Below are 16,574 nucleotides of genomic sequence, written 5' to 3'. Positions count from 1 at the left end.
TAAGGCTGGCACCGGCGCCGCGCCTTGCGCCGGGTCAGCCTTTGTTCACAGGCCTTTCAGCGCTGGTTCGATTTGAAAGCCAGCACGGCCAGCGCGATCAGGAGGCCGTAGAGCGCGCCGCTCCAGATTTCGTAGGGCAGGCCCAGCAGCCGGTAGGCCGCGGCTTCCGCGCAGGAGGCGGTCACCATGAAGACCTTGGGCCAAAGCTCCTCGACGCCGAAAAAGGTCAGGATCTTGTCGGCCACCGTCAGCTTGCAGGATTCCATCTGGCTGGCCACCTCATGCTGGTACCAGGCGGAGACCAGGCCGCCGATGGCCAGCAAGGGAACGACAGCGAGGCTGGCCAGCAGTGCCGGCTTGTAGCGCTGCAGGAGCCAGCCCAGGCCCGCCACGACCCCGATCACGATGAAGATCAGGCGCTGCAGCACGCACCAGGGGCAGGGCCGCACCTTGAAGCCATGCTGGGCGATCAAGGCGGCAGCCACGCCGGCAAAGCACAACAGGAAGATCAGCGCCAGGGCGCGGGCGGGCTTGAGCGTCATGGCTTATTCGACCTCGGCCACCATGTCGATCTCGACGCAGGCGCCCATCGGGATCTGGGCCACGCCGAAGGCTGCGCGGGCATGGGCACCGATCCGCGGGCCGAAGACCTGCGCCATCAGCTCGGAGGCGCCATTGGTCACGAGATGATGTTCGGTGAAGTCGCCGGTGCTGTTCACCAGGCTCACCAGCTTGACGATGCGCTTGACCTTGTTCAGGTCGCCGACGGCCGCATGCAGCGTGCCGAGCAGCTCGATGGCGATGGCACGTGCCGCGGCCTGGCCGGTGGCGGTGTCGGTATCGCGGCCGAGTTGGCCGACCCAGGGCTTGCCGTCCTTCTTGGCGATATGGCCCGACAGGAACACGAGCTTGCCGCTCTGCACGAAGGGCACGTAGGCAGCCACCGGCACGCCCACGGGTGGCAGCTCGATGCCCAGTTCCTTCAGCTTCTCATAGACATTGTTGGTGTTGCTCATGGGGCCTCCAGTGGCTTGAAATTGGCCGGCATCCTACACCGGGGAGTGGAATGAGGAGCTGCGCACCGACGGCCCTGGGCTGGGCCTGTCCGCTCGTCGGATGGCTGTTCGGCCTGGGGCTCTTGCAGCAATGCCCGCGCCTTCCTGGCGAGGGGGAGTTCGCCGCGCTTGTGCTGTTGATCATCGTGCTGGCCTGGCTTTGGAGGCGATGGTCATGGCTGGCCTTGCCCCTGGCGCTCCTGATGGCGATGGGCTGGGGCAGCTGGCGTGCGGAGCAGCGCCTGAGCGAGGAACTGCCCGTGGCCTGGGAGGGGCGTGATGTCTGGCTGCAGGGCGTGGTCTCTTCCTTGCCGCAGGCGCTGCAAAGCCAGTCGGGCGCAGCCGCCTGGCGCTTCCGCTTCACGGTGGAGCAGGCGCTGGATGAGCGAGGCCGACCGCTGCCGGCCATCCCGCGCGAGCTGCTCTTGAGCCAGTACGCGCAGGGCGATCAGGCGCTGAGCTACTGGCGCGCCGGGCAACGCTGGCAGCTCGTGGTGCGCCTGCGCCGGCCGCATGCGCTGTCCAACCCCTACGCGTTTGACTACGAACTCTGGCTGCTCGAGCAGGGCATCCGGGCCACCGGCGTGCTGCGACCCGTGGCGCCGAAGCGCCTCCAAGATTCACCCTGGCCGCAGATCGATGGGCTGCGCCAGGACCTGCGCGAGGCGATCCAGCGGCGGATTGCCGAGCCCGGCCACGCCGCCTTGCTCGCCGCCTTGAGCCTGGGCGACCAGGCGGCCATCGCTCGTTCGGACTGGGCCTTGTATCGCGATACCGGGGTTGCCCATCTTGTCGCCATCTCAGGCATGCACGTCACGATGCTCGCATGGGCCGCTCAGGCCCTGGCGTTTGCGCTCTGGAGGCGCAGCGGCCGTGCCTGCCTGTGGTTGCCTGCGCCCACTGCAGCTCGCTGGATTGGCGTGGCCACGGCCTTTGCCTATGCGCTGTTCGCGGGCTGGGGCGTGCCCGCACAGCGCACGGTCTGGATGCTCGCCGGCGTGGCGCTCTTGCGCAGCGCGGGCCTGCGCTGGCCCTGGCCCTTGCAACTGCTCGGGGCGGCTGCGCTGGTCGCGGCAATCGACCCCTGGGCGGTGGCGCAGGCCGGCTTCTGGCTGTCGTTCGCGGCCGTGGGCTTGCTGATGGCCGGCGGGCAATCGGCACCGCAGGGCTGGCGCGCGCATCTGCTCGCCGGCTTTCGCGCGCAATGGGTGGCCACCTTGGGGCTGGCGCCCTTGAGCCTGCTGTTCTTCCAGCAGATCTCGGTGGTCGGCCTGCTGGCCAATCTGGTCGCGATTCCGGTGGTCAGCCTGGTGATCACGCCGCTGGCCTTGGCCGGCGCCGTCCTGCCCGGGCTCTGGCATTGGGCGGCCTGGTGCGTGGAGGGGCTGCGCTGGTACCTGAAGCTCCTGCAAGGCCTGCCTGGCGCCGTCTGGTGGTTGCCGGTCGCTCCTGTCTGGGCGCAGGCCCTGGGCTTGCTGGCCGGTGCCTTGCTGGTGATGCCGCTGCCCTGGCGTTTGCGCCTGCTGGGCCCGCTGATGGCGCTGGCCTTGCTTTGGCCGGCGCCCATGCGCCTGGCTGCGGGGCGCTTCGAGATCCTCGCGCCCGACGTCGGCCAGGGCACGGCGGTGCTGGTGCGCACCGAACACCATGCCTTGCTCTTCGATGCCGGCCCGCAATGGGGGCCGGGCAGCGATGCAGGGCAGCGCGTGCTGCTGCCGCTCTTGCGGGCAATGGGGCAGCGGCGGCTGGACCTCATGATGCTCAGCCATCGCGATGCCGACCATGTGGGCGGCGCGGAGGCGCTCATGAGCGGGCTGGAGGTGGCCGCCTTGAGCAGCTCGCTGGCTTCGGACCACCCCTTGCTGACGGGGCGCAGCGCAGCGCGTTGTGAAGCCGGGCAACGGTGGACATGGGATGGCGTGCGCTTCGAGGTCTTGCAGCCAGCGGCGGCCGACTATCGCGAATCCGCGAAGAGCAATGCGCTGTCCTGCGTCTTGCGGATCAGCGATGCAGAGGGCCGTTCGGCCCTTCTGACTGGCGACATCGAAGCGGCGCAGGAGCGCTCGCTGATGGCTTCGACGTCATTGCTGCGAAGCGACCTGCTGCTGGTGCCACATCACGGCAGCAAGACCTCCTCGACGCCCGAGTTTCTCGCCGCTGTCGCGCCCTCGATGGCCCTCGTGCAGGCCGGCTACCGCAACCGTTTCGGCCATCCGGCGATCGAGGTGCTGGCGCGCTACCAGGCGCAGGGCATCAAGGTCTGGACCTCGCCCGATTGCGGCGCCTGGTCCTGGCGCAGTGCGGAGCTTTCAGCGCGCTGCCAGCGAGCGACAGACCAGCGCTACTGGCACAGCCGCCCGCTTCAAGGCGAAGCGCTGGGGCCGGAGCTGCCGGATGCTGCCGGTGCCGGCGGCTGAGCCGTGCCGATCATTCGCATGGCCTGCAGCTCGCGCCCCAGTTCGATCACCGCGAGGGCGTAGTAGGACGACTGGTTGTAGCGCGTCAGCGCGTAGAAGTTTTGCGTGCCCAGGCGATAGACCGGCGCAGCCCGCTCGCCCATCTGCAGCTCGATCACTGCCAGCGGGCCTTCGTGCATGCGCGCCGCGTCGGAAATCTGCGCGCCCATCTCGACCAGCTGTGCGGCGCTGAACGTGGGCCGGATGTCCGGCACTAGCATCTGCGCGCGCGCCGTGGTGTCGGCTGGCATCACCAGCGTGTAGTCGCTCGCCTGGCCGCGCAGCCAGCCATGCTCGGCCAGGAAATTGGCGACGCTGCCAATGGCGTCCACCGGGCTGCCGATCAGGTCGATCTGGCCGTCGCCATCAAAGTCCAGCGCATAGCGGTTCCAGCTGCCCGGCATGAACTGGCCAAAGCCCATGGCGCCGGCATACGAGCCTTTGAACCCAGACGGATCCAGGCCTTCATGGCGGGCCAGCAGCAGGAGTTCCACCAGCTGCTGGCGGAAGAAGGCGCTGCGGTCGCTGCGGCCCTTGGGAAATTCGAAAGTGAGCGTGACCAATGCATCGAGCGCCGAATAGCCGCCCATGATGCGGCCATAGAAGGTTTCCACGCCGAGGATGCCCATGATGACGCTGGCCGGCACGCCAAAGCGCTCTTCGGCGCGGGCCAGGGCCGCTTGATGCTCATTCCAGAAAGCCAGGCCGGCCTGCAGTCTTTGCGCTTCGATGAAGCGGGCGCGGTAGGCACCCCAATCCTTGGCCGCACCGGCGGGCGCCGGCATGATGAGTCGCTGCACCGAAGGCACGACTTTGGCTGCAGCCAACTGCCGGCGCAGCAGGGCTTCGTCAAATCCTTCCCTGGCAGCCAGCTCGGCGGCGAACCGGCGCATGTCTTCGCGCTCGCCCAGGGGCCTGGGCGCCGCATCGCGTGCCTTCTGCACCTTCTTCTGGCTGAGCTTGTGCTTGGTCTTGGGCTGCGCGGCTTCGGCCAGCGGCGCAGCAAACATCAGGGTGGCACTCAGCGCAAGGATTCTCAGGAGCATGGATTCGGCAACGACAGCATTTCAGCGATTGCTTCGCAGCATACGTCCTGCCGCGCGCACGCCGGCCCACCAGCGCTGCCTTGTGCGCCAGTCCTGTGCATGAGCCTGCGGCCCGTAGCGCGAAGCCTCCAGAGCCAGCAGCAGGTCGACCAGCGGTTGTGCGGCTTCGCCATGGCGGGCGTGCACAAGCTGCGCCCATTGTCGCGGCGCGTGGTGCGATTCGGCAGGCACATCGAGCCGGCGCAGCAGGGCGAGCACGCGAGCGCGCTGGCGGCTCCATGCATCGTGGGGCCGCATCTGCCAGCGCATCCAGACCCAGCCAGCCAGCGTGGCGGCGAGGATGAGCCCGGAAATCAGCTGGCCTAGCGCGTTCCAGTCCGGCTGTTCCCAGCCCAGGCTCTTCAAGAGATCGAACTGCTGGCCGCGCGAGTAGTTCAGGACCACCTGCTGCCAGCGGTTGTTGAGGGTCTCCCAGCCATTGCGCAGGCTGCGCCAGAGCTGCGGGCTCATCTGGCCCAGCACGCCGGCCAGCGCGCCAGGCGTGGGCTGCAGGGAGCGGCCGGCATTGATGCGCTCGGGCGCCACGGCCGCCGTCGGGTCGGCGCGCACCCAGCCGCGCCCGGCCACCCAGTACTCGGCCCAGGCATGGGCGTTGCTGTTGCGCACGATCCAGTAGTCGTCCTGCTGCACGGGGTCCACGCCCTGAAAGCCGGTGACCACGCGGGCCGGCACGTCCATGGCGCGCATGACCACCACAAAAGCTGCGGCGAAATGCTCGCAAAAACCCAGGCGCCGGTCGAACCAGAATTCGTCGATCAGGTGCGGGCTCTGCTCGCCATAGCGGCCCGGCTCCAGCGTGTAGGTGAAGTCGGCCTGGCGGATGTGCTGCATCACCGCCTCGACCAGGGCTGGCGTGTCGGCCGCATCGCCTTGCTGCGCGCGCACGCTGCTGGCCCAGGCCAGCGTTCGCGGGTTGAGGCCCACAGGCAGCGCGAGGTACTCGCGCAGCGTGGGTGTGCGCAAGAGCGGCCCGTGCTCATGCTGAAGCCAGACACGCTGGCTGAAGCGCAGCCGCTCGGTCACCGGCCGGCTGGCCAGCCATTGCAGGTCAGCGCCCCGTGTCAACTGCAGCTGGTCGATGGCCCAGATGGCGCCAGGCCCTTCACGGCCAAGTTCGAGCACAGGCAAGACCGGAATGCGCAGCGGCTCCAACGTCACCTCGAGCTGCAGCGGCGCGCCGCTGACCCGCGGTGCGGCATCGCGCATGGCGAAGGGGCGCGGGCTCGGCCGCCAGCTGCGGCCATCGAAGCTGGACAGCACGGGCCCGCGGAAGTACAGCGCCGAGCTGGGTGGCAGGGGGCCATCGAAGCGCAGCCGCATCGCCACGCTTTCGTCGTTGGCGATCTCGCTCATTGCGCCGAAGTCCATGCGGTCCGAGAGCCCGGTCTTGCCCACCGCATCGGCCGGCACGCCCCACAGCGGCGCGATCCGCGGGAACAGGAAGAACAGGGCCAGCATCAGCGGCAGGCCCAGGAGCGTGGTGCGCGCCGCCTGGCGCGCCGCGAGCGCGAGCGAGGGCTGGCCTATCGGCATCTGCGCGAGCACCAGCGCGCTCAAGAGCGCCCAGACGGTCAAGACCATCCACAGCGCCGTGAGCAGGGACTGCGAATAGAGAAAGCCGGTCAGCACCAGGAAGAAGCCGAGGAAGAACACGACGAAGGCATCGCGGCGGGCGCGCAGCTCCAGCGTCTTCAGGGCCATCAGGAGCGTCAGCATCGTGATGCCGGGCTCGCGGCCGAGGATGCTGCGGTAGTTCAGCCAGGTCAGGCCGGCGGTGACGACGAGCAGGGCGACGAGCGTCCAGCGCCCCGGCAGCGGAGCACCACGCCAGGCCAGTTGGCCGCGCCAGAGCAGGACCAGGGCCGTCATCGCGCTGCACCACCAGGGCAGATGGCTGGCATGCGGCAACACCGTGGCCGCGATGGTGGCGAGCAGGAACAGGGTGTCGCGCGTATCGCGCGGCAGGCGGGCAAGCCTGTCTCCAAGCAGGCTCATGAGCCACGCCCCGGTTCAGCCAGCGCCAGCAGCTCCAGGCAGGTGCGGCGATGCTCGGCGCCCTGGGCCGGGGCCAGGTCTTGCCCAAACAGCTTCAGGCCATAGGGATGGCCCTGGCTTTCAGCGGCGAGCACCCAGGCGCAGAGGCGCGAAAGCCTCGCTTCCCAGTCTCGGCCCGCCGTATCGGCAATGTCGAGCCAGAGGCGCTGGCTGGCGGGTGCGCGGGTCTCGCGCACCCACAAGGGACCGCCTTGCTCCATCGCCAGCGCGGCCTTCTTCCAGACGACTTGACGCAGGCTGTCGCCGCGGCGGTAGGCGCGCACGCCCTCGAAATCCTGGCCGGGCAGCAGCACAGCGCCGCTGGTCTCGCCGGCGTCTGCCGCCTGGGCGCTGGGTGCGAAGGGCGCGGCCGGGCTTTCCGGCTGCGGATAGACCCAGACCTGGGCTGCCGGCCGCCAGATGCTCCAGGCGCGGAACAGGCCCAGTGGGAAGCGCGTCTCGATCACCAGCGTGGGCAATTCACTCAGTCCGCGCCTCGGCGCCTTGAAGCGCACATGGACCAGCGCATGGCCTTGTGCCGGCACATCGCACCAGGCCGTCTCGCCGCCGTCCTGCACGCGGATGCCGACACCAAAGCGTGCGCGGCCGCTGTTGTGCACGCGCAGCTCCAATTGCAGGTCGCCGCCGGCAAAACCGGGCGTGGGCTCGCGCAGGTCCATTTGCAGGCCGCGCAGGTTGCCGTGCGTCGTGTGCATCGATGCAAAGCCCGCGCCGGTCAGCAGAAAGGTCAGCATATAGCCCAGGCTCAGCTGATCGTTGATCGAGGCGATGAGCAGCAAGCCCAGCGTGGCGCAGAAGAACAGCCCCGGCCGGCTCGGCACGATGTAGATGTTGTTCTGGCCCATGACATGGGTGTCGCGCCGCTGGTGGCGGCCGGCCCACCAGGCGTCGATGCGTTTGCGCAGGGGGGCCAGCATCAGGGAATCGGCAGGGCCTCGATCATGGCGCGCACCTGCTCGGCCGCGCCGCGCCCGGCGCCGGCCCGCGGGCGCAGCCGGTGGGCGATGGTCTGCGGCAGGATGGCCTGCACATCATCGGGCGCCACGAAGTCGCGCTGGTCCAGCAGCGCCCTGGCACGCGCGGCGCGCAGCACGCCCAGGCCCGCGCGCGGGCTCAGGCCTTCGGTAAACCATTGGCCGGAGCGCGTGGCGGCGATCAGCGCCTGCAGATAGTCCAGCAGCGCTGGCGAGGCATGGATGGTCTTCACGGCCGCCTGCGCCGCCTGCACGTCAGCCGGCGTCATGACGGCCTGCAAGGCCCGGATCGCTTCGCGGCTGTCCTGGCCCATCAGGAGCTCGCGCTCGGAAGCCGCGTCAGGGTAGCCGAGCGAAATGCACATCAGGAAGCGGTCCAGCTGAGATTCCGGCAGCGGGTAGGTGCCCAGTTGCTCGCTCGGGTTCTGGGTGGCGATGACGAAGAAGGGCTGGGGCAGGGCGTGGCTGGTGCCATCGATGCTGACCTGGTTCTCTTCCATCGCTTCCAGCAGCGCGCTCTGCGTCTTCGGGCCGGCGCGGTTGATCTCGTCAGCGAGCAGCACCTGGGCGAAGACCGGGCCGGGGTGGAAGACGAAGCCGGCTTTCTCCCGCTCGTAGATGCTCACGCCGAGCAGGTCGGAGGGCATCAGGTCGGCCGTGAACTGCAGGCGCGAGAACTTCAGGCCCATTGACACCGCCAGCGCATGGGCCAGGGTTGTCTTGCCCACGCCGGGCAGGTCTTCGATCAGCAGGTGGCCACCGGCGATCAGGCAGGCCACGGCGTCGCGGATCTGGGCCGGTTTGCCCTTGATGATCGTGCTAATCTGGCGCTGCAAGTCGCCGAGTTGCCGGGCCACAAGGGCTTGAGACTCTTTCGTTTGCGTCATGCGGCGACCTTAACCGAATCCAGCCCTGCATGCCGACAGCCTATATCAGTCACCCCGCCTGCCGCCGCCACGACATGGGCGCCGGCCACCCGGAATGCCCCCAGCGCCTGGACGCGATCGAAGACTGGCTCCTGACCAGCGGCATTGACGTGGCCTTGCAACGCCATGAGGCCGTGGAAGTGAGGCCGGCTGATCTGGAGCTCGCCCACACGCACCGCTATGTGGCGGAGCTCAGTGAAACGCTGCAAGGCCTGGCCGCCACCGGTGAATCCCGTGCGATGGACCCGGACACCGTGGCCGGCCCGCACACCTGGGCCGCTGCCCTGCGCGCGGCCGGCGCGGCGGTGCAGGCCACCGACCTGGTGATCGATGGCGAAGCCGAGAACGCCTTCTGCGCCGTGCGCCCGCCGGGCCATCACGCCACGCGTGACCAGACCATGGGTTTCTGCTTCTTCAACAACCTTGCCGTGGCGGCGCGCCATGCGCTGGATGTGCGCGGCTTGAAGCGCGTGGCCATCGTGGATTTCGACGTCCATCACGGCAATGGCACCGAAGACATCGTCGCTGGCGACGAGCGCATCCTGATGGTCAGCATCTTTCAGGACCCGCTCTATCCTTACTGCGGCGCCGTGCCCAAAGGCGAGAACATGGTCAACCTGCCGGTGCCTGCGTACACGCGCGGCGGCGAGGTGCGCGAAATGATCGAGGCGCAGTGGATGCCCGCGCTGGAGGCGTTCAAGCCCGAGATGATCTTCATCTCGGCCGGTTTCGATGCCCACCGAGAGGACGATCTGGGCCAGCTGGGCCTGGTGGAGGCCGACTACGAATGGATCACGCAACGGGTGATGAGCGTTGCCCAGCGCCATTCGAAGGGTCGCATCGTGTCCTGCCTCGAAGGCGGCTACGCGCTCGGCGCGCTGGCCCGCAGCGTCGGCGTGCATCTGCGCACGCTGGCCGGTGTCTGATTTCCCTTCTCTTCCTTTTCGATGAATCAAGCGCTCAGCATGAATGAGCTGCAAGAGCTTCTTGCAGCCCTGCTCAAACCCGCCGCCCTGACCGAACTGGCCCTGTTGCTGGCCAGCCTGGCCCTGGCCTGGCTGATCACCTGGCAACTGGCCCGTGCGCAGGCCAGCAACCAGCAAAGGCCGCTGTCCGTGTTGTTCGGTCGCCATGTGGTGGACGGCGTGCTGTTCCCGGTGCTGGCGCTGCTGCTGGCCATGGGCGCGCGCAAGCTCCTGATCCACTGGGGCGTGCACCTCGCGCTGTTCAAGCTGGCGATTCCGGTGCTCGTCTCGTTGATGGCGATCCGCTTCACGGTGCGGGTGCTGACGGTGGCGATGCCGAACTCGGCCTGGGTGCGCCTGGTCGAACGCTTTGTGTCCTGGGTCGCGTGGCTGGGTTCCATCGTCTGGATCACCGGGCTGTGGCCCGATCTCCTGAAGGAGCTGGAAGGCAATGCCTGGAAGATCGGCGGCAAGCCTGTCTCGCTGCTGGACATCCTGCAGGGCGGCCTGGCCGCAACCGTGGTGCTGGTGCTGGCACTGTGGATCTCGGCGGCCATCGAGGCGCGGATGATGCGCAGCGACAGCATCGACCTGTCGATGCGCAAGATCGCGGTGAGTCTCACACGCGCGGCGCTGCTTTTCATCGGCATGCTGGTGGCCTTGTCGGCAGCTGGCATCGACCTCACGGCCCTGGGTGTGCTGGGCGGCGCCCTGGGCGTGGGCATCGGCTTCGGCCTGCAGAAGCTGGCAGCCAACTATGTGAGCGGATTCGTCATCCTGGCCGAGCGGAGCTTGCGCATCGGTGACATGGTCAAGGTCGACGGCTTCGAGGGCCGCATCAGCGACATCAAGACCCGCTATACGGTGATCCGCGCCTTGAACGGCCGCGAGGCCATCGTGCCCAACGAGACCTTGATCACCACCCGCGTCGAGAACAGCTCGCTCGCCGACCCGCAGGTGCTCCTGAACACCGTTGTGCAGGTAGCGTACGACTGCGATGTCGAACAGGTGATGAAGCGGTTGGCGCAGGCCGTGGCGGGCGTGGCCCGCGTGCTGGCCACGCCCGAACCTGTGGTGCAACTGAGCAACTTCGCGGCCGACGGCCTGGAGCTGACCGTGAGCTTCTGGATCTCCGACCCGCAGAACGGCCAGGGCGGCGTGCGCTCGGATGCCAATCTGGCGGTGCTGAAGGCCTTGCGCGAGATGGGTGTGGAGATTCCCTATCCGCAGCGGGTGCTGCACGGCTTGTCGGCGCCAGCGCCGACACAGCCCGCCCAATAACAGCCTGCGCTCAAGCGCGCCACTCAGAAATCCGCGTCGAGCACGATGCGGTACCGCGCCTTGCCGGCACGCAGATGGTCCAGTGCCTCGTTCACCCGGCTCATCGGGAAGCGCTCCACCTGCGGCAGGATTTGATGGCGAGCCGCGAAGTCCAGCATCGTGGCCAGCAGGCGCGGCGAAGGCGTGGGCGAAGCCGAGAGGCCGCGCTGCCAGGAGAGCAGGGCGCCGCTCTTGAGCTGCAGCTTGTCGGTCACCACGCCCACGAGGTGGATGCGTCCCTTGGGGGCCAGGGTGCCGATCAGCGCATCCCAGTCGAGACTGGCACCAACGGTGACCAGGAGGAAGTCCAGCGAGCCTGCGGCAGCTTTGAGCTCGGCCTTGTCGACGCTGGAAACCGTCTTGTGCGCGCCGAGTGAGAGCGCCTCCTCGCGCTTGCTCGGCGACGAGGTGAAGGCCGTGACCTCGCAGCCCCATGCCCGCGCGAACTTGACCGCCAGATGGCCCAGGCCACCGATGCCGACCACGCCCACGCGGTCGGTCGGCTTGATCGAGTTGATGACGAACGGCAGGAAGACCGTGCCGCCGCCGCACATCAAGGGCCCGGCCGCGGCCGGGTCCAGGCCTTCGGGAATCGGCACCGCCCAGCTCCAGTGCGCGCGCAGCCGGTCGGCAAAACCGCCATGGCGGCCGATGATGGTGGGCTGGCGCTGGGTGCAGAGGTTCTGCTCACCGCCCAGGCAGAAGTTGCAATGGCTGCAGCTGCCGGTGTGCCAGCCTATGCCCACGCGCTGGCCGATCTTGCGGCCCTTGGCGTGCGGACCGACGGCCGTGACGATGCCGACCACCTCATGGCCGGGCACGACCGGATAGTTCGTCGGGAACCATTCGCTCTCGATCATCGCGAGGTCGGAATGGCAGATGCCGCAATGCTCGATGCGGATCTCTACCTCCTCGTCGCCGAGCGGGCCTGCCTCGTAGTCGAAACGCTGCAGCGGCTGGTCCTTGGCGTGTGCGGCCCAGGCCTGGATCTTGGTGTTGCTCATGCGCGGCTCCCGGAAAGAACAATGCCGGCCATTGTGGCCGGCATCTCGGGAGGTTTCGGTCGCCTTGGCGTCAGCTGACGCGGCCAGCGGCTCAGCCCTGCACGACCGGAATGCCCACCGCCCGACCGGCAGCGATCTTTTGCTGCCATTCGGCCGGGCCGGTGATGTGGGCGCTGGTGCCGCCGGCGTCCACCGCCACCGTCACCGGCATGTCGACCACGTCGAATTCGTAGATCGCTTCCATCCCGAGGTCGGCAAAGCCCACGACCTTGGCGGCCTTGATCGCCTTGGAGACCAGGTAGGCCGAGCCGCCCACGGCCATCAGGTAGGCGCTCTTGTGCTTCTTGATGGCCTCGATGGCGACCGGGCCGCGCTCGGCCTTGCCCACCATGGCGATCAGGCCGGTCTTGGCCAGCATCATCTCGGTGAAGCCGTCCATGCGGGTGGCCGTGGTCGGGCCGGCGGGGCCCACCACTTCATCGCGCACCGGGTCGACCGGGCCGACGTAATAGATGATGCGATTCGTGAAGTCCACCGGCAGCTGTTCGCCCTTGGCCAGCATGTCGGCGATGCGCTTGTGCGCGGCATCGCGGCCGGTCAGCATCTTGCCGTTCAACAGCAGGGTCTGGCCCGGGGTCCAGCTGGCCACCTCGGCCGGCGTGAGCGCATTGAGATCGACGCGCTTGCTCTTGTTGTAATCGGGCGCCCAGTGCACGTCGGGCCAGAGGTCCAGGCTCGGCGGCGTCAGGTAGCTCGGGCCGCTGCCGTCGAGCACGAAGTGCGCGTGCCGCGTGGCGGCGCAGTTCGGAATCAGGGCGATGGGCTTCGAAGCGGCATGCGTCGGGTAGGTCTTGATCTTGACGTCCAGTACGGTCGTCAGGCCACCGAGGCCCTGCGCGCCGATGCCCAGCGCATTGACCTTCTCGTACAACTCGATGCGCATTTCCTCGAGCTTGTTCTTCGGGCCGCGCTCCAGCAGCTCGTACATGTCGATGTCTTCCATCAACGATTCCTTGGCCAGCAGCGCCGCCTTCTCGGCCGTGCCGCCCACACCAATGCCCAGCATGCCCGGCGGGCACCAGCCGGCGCCCATGGTTGGCACCGTCTTGAGCACCCAGTCGACGATGTTGTCGCCCGGGTTGAGCATGTAGACCTTGCTCTTGTTCTCCGAGCCGCCGCCCTTGGCCGCCACGGTCACGTCCAGCGTGTTGCCCGGCACCACTTCCATGAAGACCACGGCCGGCGTGTTGTCCTTGGTGTTCTTGCGCTCGAAGATCGGGTCCGACAGCACCGAGGCCCGCAGCTTGTTGTCGGGGTCGAGGTAGCCGCGGCGCACGCCTTCGTCCACCGCGTCCTGGATCGAGCCCGGGAAACCTTCCCAGCGCACATCCATGCCGATCTTCAGGAACACGTTGACGATGCCGGTGTCCTGGCAGATCGGGCGGCGACCCTCGGCGCACATGCGCGAGTTGGTCAGGATCTGCGCGATCGCATCCTTGGCCGCGGCGCTCTGCTCGCGCTCATAGGCGCGGGCCAGGTGGGCGATGTAGTCGGTCGGGTGGTAGTACGAGATGTACTGCAGGGCGGCGGCGACGCTGTCGACGAGGTCGGCGTACTTGATCGTGGTGGTGCTCATGGCATGAACCCTTGGAATCGATGCGAAATTCTAGTGAGGCGAGCTTGCGCGAGCCTGATGCTCAGTGCTTGCCCTCGCTCGGCCCATGGCTGGCGCTCAGCAGCCGGTCGGTATAGGCGATGGCCATGGCCGAGAACAGGAAAGCGACGTGGATCAGCGTCTGCCACAGCAGCACCTTCTCGCTGTAGTTGTCGGCGTTGATGAAGGTCTTCAAGAGGTGGATCGACGAGATGCCGATGATGGCCGTGGCCAGCTTGACCTTGAGCACCGAGGCGTTCACATGGCTCAGCCATTCCGGCTGGTCGGGGTGGCCGTCGAGGTCCATTCGCGAGACAAAGGTTTCGTAGCCGCCGACGATCACCATGATCAGGAGGTTGGAGATCATGACGACGTCGATCAGGCCCAGCACCACCAGCATCAGCACCGTCTCGTTGAGCTTGACCAAGGGCTCGTAGCCGGTGACGTGGCCTAGCGCGTCCTTGATCGGCGCAGCCTTGTAGCCGATGCTCTTCACCAGAGTCGCGAGCGCTTCCTGGTTGCCGAAGGCAGCCTCAACCAGGTGCACCAGCTCGGTCCAGAACTGGAACACATAGACCGCCTGGGCCAATATCAAGCCGAGGTAGAGCGGTAGCTGCAGCCAACGGCTGGCGAAAATCAGGCGGGGCAGGGGGCGCAGCGGTTTGGTCATGGGGTGGGTTACCACTTGGTTTCTGGATTGACCGTGATTCTAGGTGGAGGCCCGGCTGGTCATTCTTCACGGTTAGAGTAAGCGGTTCGTCAGAGACAGCAAGCAAAGTGCGCAGCAGTTCGCATTCAAATCCGCCCCGGAGACAAGACCATGAGTGAGCTCAAGAAATACCCGCCCAGCGCTGCCTGGATGGCCAATGCCCATGTGAAGGGCCCAGCCGCCTACCAGGCCCTGGTGGCCGAGGCCGAGGCCGACCACGAGGCCTATTGGGGCCGCCTGGCACGCGAGCTCCTGAGCTGGAAGAAGCCCTTCACCAAGGTGCTGAACGACAGCGAGGCGCCGTTCTTCAAGTGGTTCGAGGACGGCCTGCTCAACGTCTCCTACAACTGCCTGGACCGCAATATTGAAGCGGGCCTTGGCGACAAGACAGCCATCATCTTTGAAGCCGATGACGGCTCGGTGAACAAGGTCTCCTACAGCCAGCTGCTGGCCAAGGTGGCGCAACTGGCCAATGCGCTGAAGAAGCGTGGCGTGAAGAAGGGCGACCGCGTCGTCATCTACATGCCGATGTCGGTCGAAGGCGTGGCCGCCATGCAGGCCTGCGCGCGCATTGGCGCCACGCATTCGGTGGTGTTTGGTGGCTTCTCTGCTCAGTCTCTGCGCGACCGCGTGCAGGACGCCGGCGCGGTGATGGTGATCACGGCCGACGAGCAGCAGCGCGGCGGCAAGTCACTGCCCCTGAAGGCCATCGTTGACGAAGCGCTGGAAGGTGGCAACTGCCCCACGCTGAAGGACGTCATCGTCTACAAGCGCACCGGCGGCAATATCGCCTGGGTGGCTGGTCGCGACCTGTGGCTGCACGAGCTCACCGCCAGCGAGTCGAATGTCTGCGAGCCGGAATGGGTGGAGGCCGAACATCCGCTGTTCCTGCTCTACACCTCGGGCTCGACCGGCAAGCCCAAGGGCGTGCAGCACAGCACCGGCGGCTACCTGCTGCATGCCGCGCTGACGACCAAGTGGACCTTCGACCTGAAGCCCGACGATGTGTTCTGGTGCACGGCCGACATCGGCTGGGTCACCGGCCACACGTACATCAGCTACGGCCCTCTGGCGCTGGGCGGCACCGAGGTCGTGTTCGAAGGCATCCCGACCTTCCCGGACGCCGGTCGCTTCTGGCAGATGATCCAGAAGCACAAGGTCTCGATCTTCTACACGGCGCCCACCGCCATCCGTTCGCTGATCAAGGCGGCCGAGAGCAATGAAGTCGTGCATCCGAAGAACTATGACCTGACGAGCCTGCGCCTCCTGGGCTCGGTCGGCGAGCCGATCAACCCGGCCGCCTGGGAGTGGTACTACCAGCACATCGGTGGCGGCAACTGCCCCATCGTCGACACCTTCTGGCAGACCGAGACTGGCGGCCACATGATCACGCCGCTGCCGGGCGTCACCACGCTGGTGCCGGGCTCCTGCACCTTGCCCTTCCCGGGCATCACCGCGGCCATCGTGGACGAAACCGGCAACGACGTGCCGAACGGGCAGGGCGGCATCCTCGTGGTCAAGAAGCCCTGGCCGTCGATGATCCGCACGATCTATGGCGACCCGGAGCGCTTCAAGAAGAGCTACTACCCGAGCGAACTCAAGGGCTACTACCTGGCGGGCGATGGCGCGATCCGCGATGCCGAGACCGGCTATTTCACGATTACCGGCCGCATCGACGATGTGCTGAACGTGTCTGGCCATCGCATGGGCACCATGGAAATCGAATCTGCCCTGGTCAGCTGCACCGATCTGGTGGCAGAGGCTGCGGTCGTGGGGCGCCCGGACGACACCACCGGCGAAGCGATCTGCGCCTTCGTGGTCTTGAAGCGCCCACGCCCGAGTGGCGACGAGGCCAAGGCGATTGCCAAGCAATTGCGCGACTGGGTGGCCAAGGAAATCGGCCCCATTGCCAAGCCCAAGGACATCCGCTTCGGCGACAACCTGCCCAAGACCCGTTCCGGCAAGATCATGCGTCGGCTGTTGAGGTCGGTGGCCAAGGGCGAGGCTGTGACGCAGGATACGAGTACGCTGGAGAATCCGGCCATCCTGGAACAGCTGGGTCAGGCTTACTGATCGGCCTTGAAAGATTGAAAGGCAGGCCCTTCGGGGCCTGTTTTTCTGTCAAGCCCCAAGTTCGCTTTCCATTGCTTGCAGCTTGGGCTGTAAGTTTGTGTTCCAGTACGGGCCATGAAATGTGATGAAGACAAGAAGGCGCGCAACCGGCGCGTTTTTCTGGCCCGCCTGGGTGCGCTGGCTGGCTCAGGGGCGCTGACGGCCTGTGGCGGCGGAGGTGGCAGCGCTTCGGTCGTGCCCAGCCCGAGTCCGGCGCCCGCGCCAACACCGGTCCCCA

At 67.2% G+C, this 16,574-nt stretch carries 13 protein-coding genes; 4 read left to right on the top strand and 9 right to left on the bottom strand.

Going from position 1 to position 16,574, the window contains the following annotated elements; all coding sequences use genetic code 11:
* Positions 1-56: 56 nt before the first annotated feature.
* Both V3596_RS01105 and V3596_RS01100 read right to left on the bottom strand, forming a co-directional pair.
* Complete coding sequence (locus tag V3596_RS01105; RefSeq protein ID WP_334275739.1) at positions 57-542, bottom strand: disulfide bond formation protein B; 486 nt, start codon at positions 540-542, stop codon at positions 57-59.
* A 3-nt stretch (positions 543-545) separates the two neighbouring features.
* Positions 546-1,016: a RidA family protein gene (locus V3596_RS01100; RefSeq protein ID WP_334275738.1), complete on the bottom strand. Its 471-nt coding sequence runs from the start codon at positions 1,014-1,016 to the stop codon at positions 546-548.
* Positions 1,017-1,066: 50 nt separating this feature from the next.
* On the opposite strand from V3596_RS01100, the gene V3596_RS01095 reads away from it, so the two are divergent.
* Entirely contained in the window at positions 1,067-3,472 is a 2,406-nt protein-coding gene (locus tag V3596_RS01095) for a DNA internalization-related competence protein ComEC/Rec2 (RefSeq protein ID WP_334275737.1), read from the top strand.
* On the opposite strand, the gene mltB is transcribed toward V3596_RS01095, so the two are convergent.
* Genes mltB through V3596_RS01075 form a run of 4 tightly spaced genes read right to left on the bottom strand, consistent with a single transcriptional unit; the run spans position 3,418 to position 8,533 of the window.
* Positions 3,418-4,557 (bottom strand): lytic murein transglycosylase B, encoded by a 1,140-nt coding sequence (gene mltB, locus V3596_RS01090; protein WP_334275736.1) that lies wholly within the window; start codon positions 4,555-4,557, stop codon positions 3,418-3,420. The two genes, V3596_RS01095 and mltB, sit on opposite strands and share 55 nt — an antisense overlap.
* 21 nt (positions 4,558-4,578) lie before the next feature.
* On the bottom strand, positions 4,579-6,612 hold the full coding sequence (locus tag V3596_RS01085; protein WP_334275735.1) for a transglutaminase TgpA family protein: 2,034 nt from the start codon (positions 6,610-6,612) through the stop codon (positions 4,579-4,581).
* Entirely contained in the window at positions 6,609-7,589 is a 981-nt protein-coding gene (locus V3596_RS01080) for a DUF58 domain-containing protein (protein ID WP_334275734.1), read from the bottom strand. The genes V3596_RS01085 and V3596_RS01080 overlap by 4 nt, the downstream gene beginning before the upstream one ends.
* Positions 7,589-8,533 carry an AAA family ATPase gene (locus V3596_RS01075; RefSeq protein WP_334275733.1) on the bottom strand — a complete coding sequence of 315 codons (945 nt, stop codon included), beginning with the start codon at positions 8,531-8,533 and terminating at the stop codon, positions 7,589-7,591. The genes V3596_RS01080 and V3596_RS01075 overlap by 1 nt, the downstream gene beginning before the upstream one ends.
* A 29-nt stretch (positions 8,534-8,562) precedes the next feature.
* Between V3596_RS01075 and V3596_RS01070 the strand changes: the two genes are divergently transcribed.
* The gene (locus V3596_RS01070) at positions 8,563-9,498 is read left to right on the top strand and encodes a histone deacetylase family protein (protein ID WP_334275732.1); all 936 of its coding nucleotides are present in this window, start codon (positions 8,563-8,565) and stop codon (positions 9,496-9,498) included.
* 39 nt (positions 9,499-9,537) lie between these two features.
* Positions 9,538-10,818 carry a mechanosensitive ion channel family protein gene (locus tag V3596_RS01065; protein ID WP_334275731.1) on the top strand — a complete coding sequence of 427 codons (1,281 nt, stop codon included), beginning with the start codon at positions 9,538-9,540 and terminating at the stop codon, positions 10,816-10,818.
* A 23-nt stretch (positions 10,819-10,841) separates the two neighbouring features.
* Here the strand turns inward: V3596_RS01065 and ahr are convergent, their stop codons facing one another.
* The 3 genes from ahr to V3596_RS01050 all read right to left on the bottom strand — a co-directional run bounded on the left by ahr (position 10,842) and on the right by V3596_RS01050 (position 14,185).
* Complete coding sequence (gene ahr, locus V3596_RS01060) at positions 10,842-11,861, bottom strand: NADPH-dependent aldehyde reductase Ahr (protein ID WP_334275730.1); 1,020 nt, start codon at positions 11,859-11,861, stop codon at positions 10,842-10,844.
* Positions 11,862-11,952: 91 nt separating this feature from the next.
* Positions 11,953-13,497, bottom strand: a complete 1,545-nt coding sequence (locus V3596_RS01055; protein ID WP_334275729.1) for a fumarate hydratase — start codon at positions 13,495-13,497, stop codon at positions 11,953-11,955.
* Positions 13,498-13,558: 61 nt separating this feature from the next.
* Positions 13,559-14,185 (bottom strand): TIGR00645 family protein, encoded by a 627-nt coding sequence (locus V3596_RS01050; RefSeq protein WP_334275728.1) that lies wholly within the window; start codon positions 14,183-14,185, stop codon positions 13,559-13,561.
* Between the two features lie 150 nt (positions 14,186-14,335).
* Here V3596_RS01050 and acs point away from each other — a divergent pair, with 150 nt between their 5' ends.
* Positions 14,336-16,297, top strand: a complete 1,962-nt coding sequence (acs, locus tag V3596_RS01045; protein ID WP_334275727.1) for an acetate--CoA ligase — start codon at positions 14,336-14,338, stop codon at positions 16,295-16,297.
* Positions 16,298-16,574 lie beyond the last annotated feature (277 nt).

It is taken from the genome of Roseateles microcysteis (assembly GCF_036880965.1).
Lineage (GTDB): Bacteria > Pseudomonadota > Gammaproteobacteria > Burkholderiales > Burkholderiaceae_C > JAUASW01.
The sequence above is the reverse complement of the archived record's forward strand: the minus strand, read 5'-3'. Positions and strand labels throughout refer to the sequence as shown.

What these genes read in the sequence shown, in the direction of transcription:
- V3596_RS01085 (WP_334275735.1), bottom strand. Translation starts at nt 6,612, where the DNA reads ATGAGCCTGCTTGGAGACAGGCTTGCCCGCCTGCCGCGCGATACGCGC.
- V3596_RS01080 (WP_334275734.1), bottom strand. Translation starts at nt 7,589, where the DNA reads ATGCTGGCCCCCCTGCGCAAACGCATCGACGCCTGGTGGGCCGGCCGC.
- ahr (WP_334275730.1), bottom strand. Translation starts at nt 11,861, where the DNA reads ATGAGCAACACCAAGATCCAGGCCTGGGCCGCACACGCCAAGGACCAG.
- V3596_RS01070 (WP_334275732.1), top strand. Translation starts at nt 8,563, where the DNA reads ATGCCGACAGCCTATATCAGTCACCCCGCCTGCCGCCGCCACGACATG.
- mltB (WP_334275736.1), bottom strand. Translation starts at nt 4,557, where the DNA reads ATGCTCCTGAGAATCCTTGCGCTGAGTGCCACCCTGATGTTTGCTGCG.
- V3596_RS01105 (WP_334275739.1), bottom strand. Translation starts at nt 542, where the DNA reads ATGACGCTCAAGCCCGCCCGCGCCCTGGCGCTGATCTTCCTGTTGTGC.
- V3596_RS01050 (WP_334275728.1), bottom strand. Translation starts at nt 14,185, where the DNA reads ATGACCAAACCGCTGCGCCCCCTGCCCCGCCTGATTTTCGCCAGCCGT.
- V3596_RS01075 (WP_334275733.1), bottom strand. Translation starts at nt 8,533, where the DNA reads ATGACGCAAACGAAAGAGTCTCAAGCCCTTGTGGCCCGGCAACTCGGC.
- V3596_RS01100 (WP_334275738.1), bottom strand. Translation starts at nt 1,016, where the DNA reads ATGAGCAACACCAACAATGTCTATGAGAAGCTGAAGGAACTGGGCATC.
- V3596_RS01095 (WP_334275737.1), top strand. Translation starts at nt 1,067, where the DNA reads ATGAGGAGCTGCGCACCGACGGCCCTGGGCTGGGCCTGTCCGCTCGTC.
- V3596_RS01055 (WP_334275729.1), bottom strand. Translation starts at nt 13,497, where the DNA reads ATGAGCACCACCACGATCAAGTACGCCGACCTCGTCGACAGCGTCGCC.
- acs (WP_334275727.1), top strand. Translation starts at nt 14,336, where the DNA reads ATGAGTGAGCTCAAGAAATACCCGCCCAGCGCTGCCTGGATGGCCAAT.
- V3596_RS01065 (WP_334275731.1), top strand. Translation starts at nt 9,538, where the DNA reads ATGAATGAGCTGCAAGAGCTTCTTGCAGCCCTGCTCAAACCCGCCGCC.